The sequence below is a fragment of the Kitasatospora sp. NPDC004240 genome (genome assembly GCF_053603215.1).
The window spans coordinates 1-9,489 of sequence record NZ_JBSGFD010000266.1; the positions used below are offsets into that span (position 1 = coordinate 1).

Annotated in this window: 7 protein-coding genes; 3 read left to right on the forward strand and 4 right to left on the reverse strand. The window is 75.5% G+C overall.

Annotated elements, in window-relative coordinates:
• A partial coding sequence (locus ACWEQL_RS38310) for a PucR family transcriptional regulator (RefSeq protein ID WP_452155539.1) occupies window positions 1-1,448 on the forward strand: 1,448 nt, incomplete at its 5' end.
• A 58-nt stretch (window positions 1,449-1,506) separates the two neighbouring features.
• On the opposite strand, the gene ACWEQL_RS38315 is transcribed toward ACWEQL_RS38310, so the two are convergent.
• A complete protein-coding gene (locus ACWEQL_RS38315) occupies window positions 1,507-2,991 on the reverse strand; it encodes an alkaline phosphatase PhoX (protein WP_452155541.1) in 1,485 nt (494 codons plus the stop codon).
• A gap of 348 nt (window positions 2,992-3,339) precedes the next feature.
• Complete coding sequence (locus ACWEQL_RS38320; RefSeq protein ID WP_452155543.1) at window positions 3,340-4,503, reverse strand: hypothetical protein; 1,164 nt, start codon at window positions 4,501-4,503, stop codon at window positions 3,340-3,342.
• 182 nt (window positions 4,504-4,685) lie between these two features.
• On the opposite strand from ACWEQL_RS38320, the gene ACWEQL_RS38325 reads away from it, so the two are divergent.
• Window positions 4,686-5,129, forward strand: a complete 444-nt coding sequence (locus ACWEQL_RS38325) for a VOC family protein (RefSeq protein WP_452155545.1) — start codon at window positions 4,686-4,688, stop codon at window positions 5,127-5,129.
• Window positions 5,130-5,169: 40 nt separating this feature from the next.
• On the opposite strand, the gene ACWEQL_RS38330 is transcribed toward ACWEQL_RS38325, so the two are convergent.
• Complete coding sequence (locus tag ACWEQL_RS38330) at window positions 5,170-6,834, reverse strand: hypothetical protein (protein ID WP_452155547.1); 1,665 nt, start codon at window positions 6,832-6,834, stop codon at window positions 5,170-5,172.
• A 373-nt stretch (window positions 6,835-7,207) separates the two neighbouring features.
• On the opposite strand from ACWEQL_RS38330, the gene ACWEQL_RS38335 reads away from it, so the two are divergent.
• Entirely contained in the window at window positions 7,208-8,539 is a 1,332-nt protein-coding gene (locus ACWEQL_RS38335; protein ID WP_452155549.1) for an MFS transporter, read from the forward strand.
• Here the strand turns inward: ACWEQL_RS38335 and ACWEQL_RS38340 are convergent.
• Window positions 8,496-9,338 (reverse strand): AfsR/SARP family transcriptional regulator, encoded by an 843-nt coding sequence (locus ACWEQL_RS38340; RefSeq protein ID WP_452155551.1) that lies wholly within the window; start codon window positions 9,336-9,338, stop codon window positions 8,496-8,498. The two genes, ACWEQL_RS38335 and ACWEQL_RS38340, sit on opposite strands and share 44 nt — an antisense overlap.
• Window positions 9,339-9,489 lie beyond the last annotated feature (151 nt).

Below are 9,489 nucleotides of genomic sequence, written 5' to 3' on the forward strand. Positions count from 1 at the left end.
CAGCGGCGGGGGAGAGGTCGACGAGTCCTACGCGGCGCCCGACCTGGACGCGGTGGACGCCCTGCTGGCCAAGGCGGGTGGACGCGCCCGGCCAGGCGGACGCGCTGCGCGAGGCCGCCACCGAGGCCGGCGTCGCACTGCTGTCGGTGCGCCGGGAGACCCGCTGGGAGCACCTGGACCTGCTGGCCCGTACGGTCATCGCCGGGCCGGACGCCCCGGACGCCCCCGCCACGCCCGAGCACAACGCGGGCGACCTGTTCTCCCTCGCCCAGACCGTCGCGGTGCTCACCAACGGCATCGTCTCCATCGAGGACACCTCCAGCCGGGTGCTCGCCTACTCGCGCTCCTCCGACTCCGACGAGGTGGACGACCTGCGGCGGCTGTCCATCCTGGGCTGGCAGGGGCCGGAGCCGTACCTCTCCAAGCTCCGCGAGTGGGGCATCTTCCAGCACCTGCGCAGCAAGGACACCCCCATCGCGGTGGACCCGCACCCCGAGCTCAACCTGCGCCGGCGTCTGGCCATCGGCATCCGGGCGGGCGCCCAGCCGCTGGGCACCATCTGGGTGCAGGAGGGCGCCAAGCCGCTGGCCCCGCTGGCCGAGCAGGCGCTGGTCGGCGCGGCCCGGGTGGCGGCCGCCCAGCTGGTGCGCCGGCGCCGGGAGCTGTCGGCGGACGTCCGGCTGACCCAGACCCTGCTGACCGGGCTGCTGGAGGGCTCGACCGGCCCGCAGTCGCTCGCCACCCACCTGGGGCTGGACCTGCGGCGCCCGGCCACCGTGCTGGCGTACAGCGCGGGCGGGCGGGAGGGCTCCGACCCGGAGTTCAGCCGGGCCGAGGTGACCGGCCTGATCTCGGTGCACACCGCCGCCCGGCACCGCAGCGCGCTGCTCGCGCCGATCGACGACCGGGTGTACGTGCTGCTGCCCGAACTGCCCGCCGGCCTGCCGCTGTCCACGGTGCGCGACTGGGCCGGGGAGGTGGTCGAGGCGGCCCGCGACCACCTGGGCGTCCCGCTGCGGGCGGCGATCGGCTCCACCGTGGACGGCCTCGCCCGGGTGCCCGAGTCCCGGGCGCAGGCGGACCGGATCCTGGACGCGATGGGCCGCGGCGGGGTCGACCTGGAGGTCGCGGCGCTGCTCGACGTCCAGGCGGAGGTGCTGGTCAGCGAGGTGCTGGCGCTGCTCCAGGAGCGCGGCGGGCTGCGCGACCCGCGGCTGACCGCGCTCACCGACTACGACCGGCGGCACGGCACCCGGCTGGCCGAGTCGGTGCTGGCCTGGCTGGACGCGCTCGGCGAGGTCCGGGTGGCCGCCGACGCCCTGCACATCCACCCCAACACCCTGCGCTACCGGGTGCGCCGCGCCGAGCAGTTGACCGGGGTCGACCTCGCCCAGCCTCAGCAGCGGCTGCTGGCGATGCTCCAACTGCGGCTGCCCGCCGAGGACTGACGCGCGGACGCGGAAGGGGCCCGCCGAGGCGGGCCCCTTCACATGGCGCGTGCTCGGATCAGGCGCCGTAGCCCTGGCCGCGCTTGTGCTCCTTCAGCCGGTGCCACGGGCCGGTGATGGCCAGCTGGATGCCCGGGGTCTGGATGTTGGCGAACAGGGTCTTGCCGTCGTCGGAGAAGGTGACGCCGGTGAACTCGCTGAACTCGGGCTTCTCGGCGGAGCCGATGTTGAGGTCGTTGCGGGCGATCGGGTAGGTCAGGCCCTCGTCGGTGGCGCCGAACAGGTGCGAGACGCCCTCGCCGTCCTCGGCGATCACGATGCCGCCGTACGGGGAGACGGTGATGTTGTCCGGGCCGTCGAAGTTGTCGTGGTCGCCGAAGACGTCGGTGTTGACGCCCAGCAGGACCTTCAGGGTGATGGTGCGGCGGGTCGGGCTGTAGAACCAGACCTGGCCGTCGTGCGCGGCGCCGGGGCTCTCCTGGCGGGCGTAGGAGGAGACGAAGTAGAAGCCGCCGTCACCCCACCACATGCCCTCCAGCTTGCGGGCGCGGGTGACCTCGCCCTCCTTGAACTGCTTGCGGATGGAGACCGTCTTCGCGTCGCGGTCCTGGACCTTGACCCAGTCGCAGCCGTAGACCGTGCCGACCTTGGTGGCGCGGGAGAGGTCGTCGACGAACTTGCCCTGGGCGTCGAAGACCTTGAAGGCCTCCAGCAGGCCGGCGTCGTCGGCGAGCTTGCGCAGCTGGTAGCGGCCGTGCTTGAAGCCGGCCGGCGGGGTCCAGCGGAAGAGCAGGCCGTTCGGGTTGGAGGCGTCCTCGGTCAGGTAGGCGTGGCCGCGCTTGGGGTCGACGACGACCGCCTCGTGCGCGTAGCGGCCGAAGGCCTTCACCGGCTTCGGGTCGAGGTTGTACTCGTCGTCGAACGGGTCGACCTCGAAGACGTAGCCGTGGTCCTTGGTGAAGCCGTTCTTGCCGGCCTTGTCCTCGGTCTCCTCACCGGTCAGCCAGGTGCCCCACGGGGTCACGCCACCGGCGCAGTTGGTGGCGGTGCCGGCGATGCCGACCCACTGCTCGACCGTGCCGTTGGCCTTGGCGTGCACGACGGTGCAGCCGCCGGCCGCGCCCGGGTCGTAGACGTGGCCCTCGGTCAGCGGCACCGGGTTCGGCCAGTTGGCGCGGGCGCCGCCCAGCTCGTGGTTGACGACCAGCAGGTTGCCGCCGCGCTCGTCCTCGAAGGCGGCGGTGCCGTCGTGGTTGCTGGGGGTGTTCTCGCCGGTGCGCAGCTTGGTGACACCGGCGCGGTTCAGCACGGTGTACTTGAAGCCCTTGGGCAGGGCCAGCAGGCCCTGCGGGTCGGCGACCAGCGGGCCGTAGCCGACCGCGGCGCGCTCGGCGTCGGCGCTCTCGGCGGCCTGGACCTCGCCGCCGACCGGGGCGGCGATCGCACCGGGCGCGCTGGCCAGGGCCTCCGCGCTACCGGCGATCAGCACACCGGCCCCGACGAGGGTCGAACGGTTGACGAAGTCCCGGCGGGACAGCGACATGGCAGTCACTCCTGAGGGGTGGGCCGCCCGCCCGGGCCGTCCCGGACGTGGCGTGCTGGGTGTCGAGGGCTGTCGTCGACGCCCAGCAGACTCGACCCGGCCGGTGAACGGACGGTGAATCAGGCCGCTCTTCGGGGTGGTCATTTGTCGACCGTATCCGAACCTCCGATCGGTTCTTTCCCCTGGTCACCACCCGTTACACGGCGCTCACCGGCCGACCGCCCCCGCCGTACGGCCTCCGGCCCCGGGCGGCCACCCGCCGTTCACCGGGCCTTCGGCCGCGGGCCGCCCTCACACGGCCGCCCGCCGCCGCGCCACCGGTCAACAGGCCACCCGCCGCGCCACCGCTCACCGGGCCGCCCGCCACTGCTCCCACGCCGAGAGCCAGAGCCGCTCGCCCAGCCGCCGCGCCTCCGGCTCCTCCTCGTCCTCCCGGCCGTCCCGCGCGCTCCACAGCTGCTGCCAGGCCCGCTGCGCCGGCAGGCTGGGCACCTCGCTGGCGAAGACGGTCCAGCGGATCGCCTCCTCCACGGCGGCCGCGCCCTCCGCGGTGCCGACCAGCCAGTGCGTCTGCTGGGAGAGCCGGGTCAGCTGGTTGACCATGGCGGTCACCGCGGCGACCGCCTCGTCCCGGGTCTCCGAGGCCAGCCGCATCTGCTGGCGCACGGCGGCCTCCCAGCGCAGCGCGCCGGTCTCGCCGCGCAGCCCGCGCGGCAGCCGGGGCGTGCGGCGGGCCCGTACCTGCGCCTCGATCGCGGCGGTCTCGGCGATGCTGTGCTCGATCACCGCGCGGTGCGCCTCCAGGCCGGTCACCGGGGGCAGTTCGCGCTGCTCGACCGGGACGTAGCACTCGCGCCGGGCGGCCAGCCCGCGCAGCAGGGCGCTGCGGCCGCGGATGTGCGGCTCGAAGTCGGCGATCGCGGCCAGCTCGACCGCGCCCGGCGCGACCCCGCGCCCGCACACCGTGACGGCCACCCCGGCGACCCGCAGCCGGCCGGCCCAGACCGGTCCGGCGCCGGGGCGGGCGCCGTCCGGGCCGAGCAGCACCGACTCGCGCCGGTCCTCGTGCACCTCGACCGCCTGCGGCTCGCCGTTGACGTTGATCCACTCGCGCAGCGCCCGGACCCGGCCGGGGCCGTCGCCCTCGTCGATGCCCAGCTGCTCGTAGATCCGGTCGCGCTCGTCCTCGACCACGTCCTCCAGCTCGGGCAGCCGGTCGCAGTTCTCGGCGCCGGGACGGTAGGTGCGCACGGTGACGTAGGGGCCGTCGGGGGAGGTCCAGTCGCCGCAGCGGACCTCGACCCAGCGCAGTTCGCCGTCGCAGGTCTCGAAGGCGGCGAGCGCGTCCGGGCCCCGGTCGTGGCCGGGTGGGCCGGGACGTCCCGCCACGCCGTACACCGGGAAGTCGGCCGCGGCGAGCGTGCGGCGTGAGAACTCCTCCTGCTCCGCGTAGGGGTCCAGTTGGCGGAGCTCGTCCTGCCCCGGTGTCCGTCCGCCGCTCTCCCGCACCATCCTGTGCCGTACCCCCGTCTGTGGTCGCCCGCCCGCTGAGGCCCTAACTCGTACTACTACTACCTGCGGAAAACCATACGTTGGCGGAGCTGTCGGGTCATCAGGTCCCCTCGCCGCCCGCGGACCGGGCGGACCGCCGTGTCCGCCGGGGATTGTCGGTACCCGTGCCTACGCTGTCCGGCATGACAGCCACGCAGGACTTCCCGGCCCGGATCAGCATCGTCACCCTGGGGGTCTCCGACCTCGACCGCAGCTCCGCCTTCTACGAGGCCCTGGGCTGGCGCCGGTCCTCGGCCTCCAGCCCGGAGATCGTCTGGTTCCGCACCGCCGACTCGGTGCTCGGCCTCTTCCCGTCCGAGGAGCTCGCCGCCGACGCCGGTGTGCCGGCCGGCGGCGAGCCGTCCTTCCGGGGGGTGACCCTGGCGGTCAACCTGGAATCACCCGAACGAGTGGACGCGGCCCTGGGGATCGCGGTCGCCGCGGGCGCCACGGTGGTCAAGCCGCCGACCGCCACCGACTGGGGCGGCTACTCCGGCTACTTCGAGGACCCGGACGGCCACCTCTGGGAGCTCGCCCACAACCCCTTCTTCCCCTTCACCGAGGACGGCTCCCTGGACCTGCCCTGAGGCATGCCCCTGGCGGCGTGCCCCTGGCCGCGTGGGCCCCTCAGCCCTTCGAGCGCGCCTTGAACGCCGCCTTGCGGGCCTCCTTGGCCACCGTGCGGTCCAGGTGCAGCTCGCCGACGGCCTCCAGCACGTCCGCCGTGTACGGGTGGTCGACCCGCCACAGCTCACCGAAGTAGCTCGCCGGATTGTCCGTGACCGGCAGCCCGGCGATCAGCTCGCGCAGCAGCTCGGCGTCACCGCCCGAGTCGAGCAGCTGGGCGGCGAAGGTGTCCACCACCGTCCACAGCGCCATGCCCCGCTCCGGGGCGGGTACGTCCGAGGCCCCGAGGGCGCTCAGCCAGGCCCGCGCGCCCCCGCCCAGCTCCGGGTCGTCCAGCACCTCCCGGACGGCCGGCTCCGCGGGCCGCCCCAGCATGCCCAGCGCCGAGAAGGCCAGCATCCGGCGCAGCGGGGCGTACGCGTCGATGCCCCGGGCCGCCGCCAGCAGCTCGCGCGCCGCCGCCTCCGGCTCCCGCCCGGCGATCCACTCCCGCAGCTCCTCCTCCGGCAGCACGTTGGAGGCCTCGCAGACCGCCCGCAGCAGCTCGGCGGCGTCGCCCTGGGCCAGCTCGCCGATCAGCGGGGCGTCGTAGCCGTCCTCCAGCAGCCACTGCCGGATCGCGTACTGGCCGAGCGGGGTGAGCCGGACCAGCCCGAAGCGCGCGGCCTCCGCCTCGTCCAGCGGCTCCTCGGCCGCCGCCGCGTCCTCGGCGGCCTCCTCGCCCTCCTCCTCGTCGAACAGGTCCGGGTCGATCGGCCGGTACTCCAGCAGTCCGAGCTCGGCCAGGTCGGCCAGCATCGGGTCCAGCGCCACCATGACGTCGGTGATGTCGCCGAGCATCTCCTCGCTCGGCTCCTCGCCCTCCGGGACGACCAGCAGCGCGGCCAGCACGCCCAGCGGCACGGTCTCGGTGCCCGGCTCGGCGAAGGCGGTGGACTCGTACAGCACCTGCAGCGCCTCGTCGAGCAGCTCGGCGGCCTCCTCGCGGGACTCCTCGGCCGCCGTCAGCCGCTCCTCGTCGTCGTCCTCGTCCGCCACCGGGACGCCCGCGGACTCCACCGCCCGCTCCGCCTCGGCCGCCTCCTCCTCCGGCAGGGTGTCGGTCTCCACCGCCAGCTCCCGGACGATCCCGGCGGCCGTCAGCCACAGCTCCAGGACGGTGTCCGGGTCGCCCTGCTCGGCCGGCTCCAGGTCCGGCCCGGGGACGGCGACGTGCTCGCCGGCCGCGGTGGTGCCGATCTCGACCAGGTCCAGGTCGCAGGCCAGCGACCAGGCCCGCATCGCCTCGACCACCGCCTCCTCCGGTGCCTCCCCCTCCTCGGGCGCCAGGCCCAGCAGCCGGGCGGCGGGCGCCCGGTCCGGCCCGGTGAGGTCGCCGAACTCGTCCACCGGCCGGTGCGGGGCCGCCCAGCGGGCCAGCGCCAGCGCGTACCCGAAGATCGGCACCGCCTTGGCCAGCCCGACCAGCTCCTCCTCGGCGGGCAGCCGCACCGGGGGCACCAGCACCGCGGCGTCGTCCAGGTCCTCGTCGTCGAGGCCGTGCGCGGCGAAGGCCCCGTACAGGTCCTGCAACTCCAGGTCGGCCGGGAGCACCGCCTCGGCCGGCCCCTCGCCGGGGCCGCCCGCCGACGGAGTGCCAGCCTTCTTGCGACGTCGTCCGGCCATCGTTGCGCCTTCTCCCTAAGGGCGGGCCGCGGCGGGCTCGACGAGCCCCGCGGACTGAGCGAGCGGTCAGCCGACCGGTGACCGGAGGATCACCTCCGCGTACCGGTCCACTTCCTCAGCGTATAGGCCGTAAACCCCCGACGCCCGGCCCTGAGGGGCGCGCGCCGCGACCGTGCGCCCACCGTTTATCCTTCGATTCGGTACCGCGCACACCCCGTGCGGGCCACTTCGGGCAACGAAGCCCGTTCCTCACCCTTCAGCTCATCCGCTCCACCAGGGAGCCCGCACCGAGGCCACCACCACAGCGCCGCAGGACGGGCGCGCCGGCACGCCCTGCCGACCCGGTGGTGCCCGGCCACAGGAGACCCCTGATATGGCGGACCTCTCCCCCGCCGGCTCCGGCCTGCGCACCGCGCAGTTCGACGGACGCCGACTGTCGGAGGCCCTGCTTCCCCTGGAGCTCGCGCCGCGGGCCCAGCTCCAGCTCGCCGTGATCAGCCGCTGGAACGCGCTGCGCGGTGTACGCGTCGGCCTGGTCGCCGCGTCCCTCTTCCTCATGCTGATCGGCGCCAACCTGGCCACCCCGATCTACCCGCTGCTCGAACAGCGCCTGTCGCTCACCCCGCTCGACACCACGATCCTCTTCACGGTGTACGTCTTCGCGCTGGTGCCGGTGCTCGCCGCGGTCGGCCACTGGTCGGACCACCTCGGCCGGCGCGCCATGATCCTGCCCGCCGTGGCGCTGGCCGCCGGCGGCGACGTGCTCTTCGCCACGTCCGGCAGCTTCTGGCAGCTGGTCCTCGGCCGGGCCGTCCAGGGCGTCGCGGTGGGCCTGTCCACCGGCGCCGCCGGGGCCGCCCTCGGTGACCTGCTGCCGGACCGGCCGACCCTGGCCGCCAAGCTCACCCTGGCCTGTTCGGCCGGCGGCGTCGCGCTCGGCCCGGTGGCCGGCGCCCTGCTGGCCGGCGGCGACGACCCGCTGCTGTCGCCCTTCCTGCTGCACGCCGTCGCGCTGCTGGCGCTGTGCGTGCCGCTGGCCGTGGTCCACCCCCGGATGCCCGGCCGCAGCCGCCCGCCGGCCGCCCCGCCGCGCATCACCACCCCGGCGCACCTGCGCCCGCAGCGCCTGGCCCTGCCGGCCACCGGCCGCCGCGCGTTCCTGCTCGCCTCCGGGGCCGGCTTCGTCTCCTACGCGGTGTTCGGCGTCTACCTCAGCCTGGCCCCGGCCTTCGCCGGCCGGCTGCTGCACACCGACTCCCGGCTGACCGGCGCCGTGGTCGCCGCGCTGCTGCTCGGTTCCTCCGCGATCGCCCAGCTGGTGGTGCCGCCGACGGCCGACCGGCTGGTCATCGCCCTCGGCATGGCGGGCCTCGCGGCCGGCCTCGCGCTGGTGGTCGCCGCCGGGTACACCGGCACCCCGGCCCTGCTGTTCATCGGCAGTGTGCTGGGCGGCGCCTGCCAGGGGGTGGCCTTCCGCTCGCTGTTCACCGGCGCGGTGGCGGCGATGAACCCGGAGCGCCGCGGCTCCGAGCTCAGCGCGCTCTGGGTGATCGTCTACCTGGGCTCCTCGCTGCCGATCGTCCTGGTCGGCGCGCTGGTCCAGCGCCACGGGCTGCTGCCCGCGGTGAGCGGCTTCGCCACCGTGGCCGCGCTGGCCTGCCTCACCCTGGCGGCCGCCGTGCTGAAGCGGCCCGCGCGGGCCTGACCTCGCGCACCGGGGCCGGAAGCGGCGCGCCGCCCGTCCCGGCCACCAGCCGGCGCAGCCGGGCCGGCGGCCGCAGGCCGAGCTCGCCGCGCAGCCGCCGCTCGTAGCGTTCGAGGTCGCGCAGCGCCTCGCCGGGGTTGCCCTCGGCGAGGTGGGCACGGATCAGGCAGCCCTGGCTGCTCTCCCGCAGGGGGTCGGCGAGGACGGCGGCCCCGGCCGCGGCGACCGCCTCGGGGTAGCGGCCGGCCCCGGCGAAGTCCTCGGCGAGCGCCTCCAGGGCGTGCACCCGTAGCCGCCGCCAGCTCTCGGCCTCCAGCACCGTCCAGTCGTCGTACCAGCCGGGCAGCAGGTCGGCCGAGAGCGCCTCCACGGACGCCAGCCCGAAGCCGGCCCGCAGCGCGGCGGGGTCGCCGCGGCGGGAGGCCGGATCGAGGATCCGGTGGGCGAGCGAGCGGGCGCCGCGCAGGTCGACGTCGACGCCGTCGGCCAGCCGCAGCTCGGCCGGACCGACCTCCAGGGCCTCCCGTCCGGCCGCGGGGAGCCTGGCGAGGGCGGCGCGCAGGTCGGCGTACGCGCAGCGCTCGGCGACCTCGGGCCAGAGGGTCCCGGCGACCAGTCCGCGGGGCACCGCGCCCCGGCAGCGGATGGCGACGAAGGCCAGTAATCGCTCGGAGCCGCCGGAGACGGCCACCGGTGTGCCGTGCAGCGCGAGGCCGAAGCCGCCGAGCAGGTCGAGGCGGATCCCGTGGCCGGGCGCGGCCGGCCCGGTGCCGTCGCTCCACCGGTCGCCGCAGGCCATCGCGGGACGCTCCCTTCGTGCGCGGTCCACCCTCGGATGCCCCGTCTCCCATGCTGCGACGCCACCCCGGCGGGTGTCGAGCCGGGCGCGACGCGTCCCCTCCGAGAGGGCTCCGACGCGGAAACGGCCGCGCGCGGGTGGGGGTGGGGTC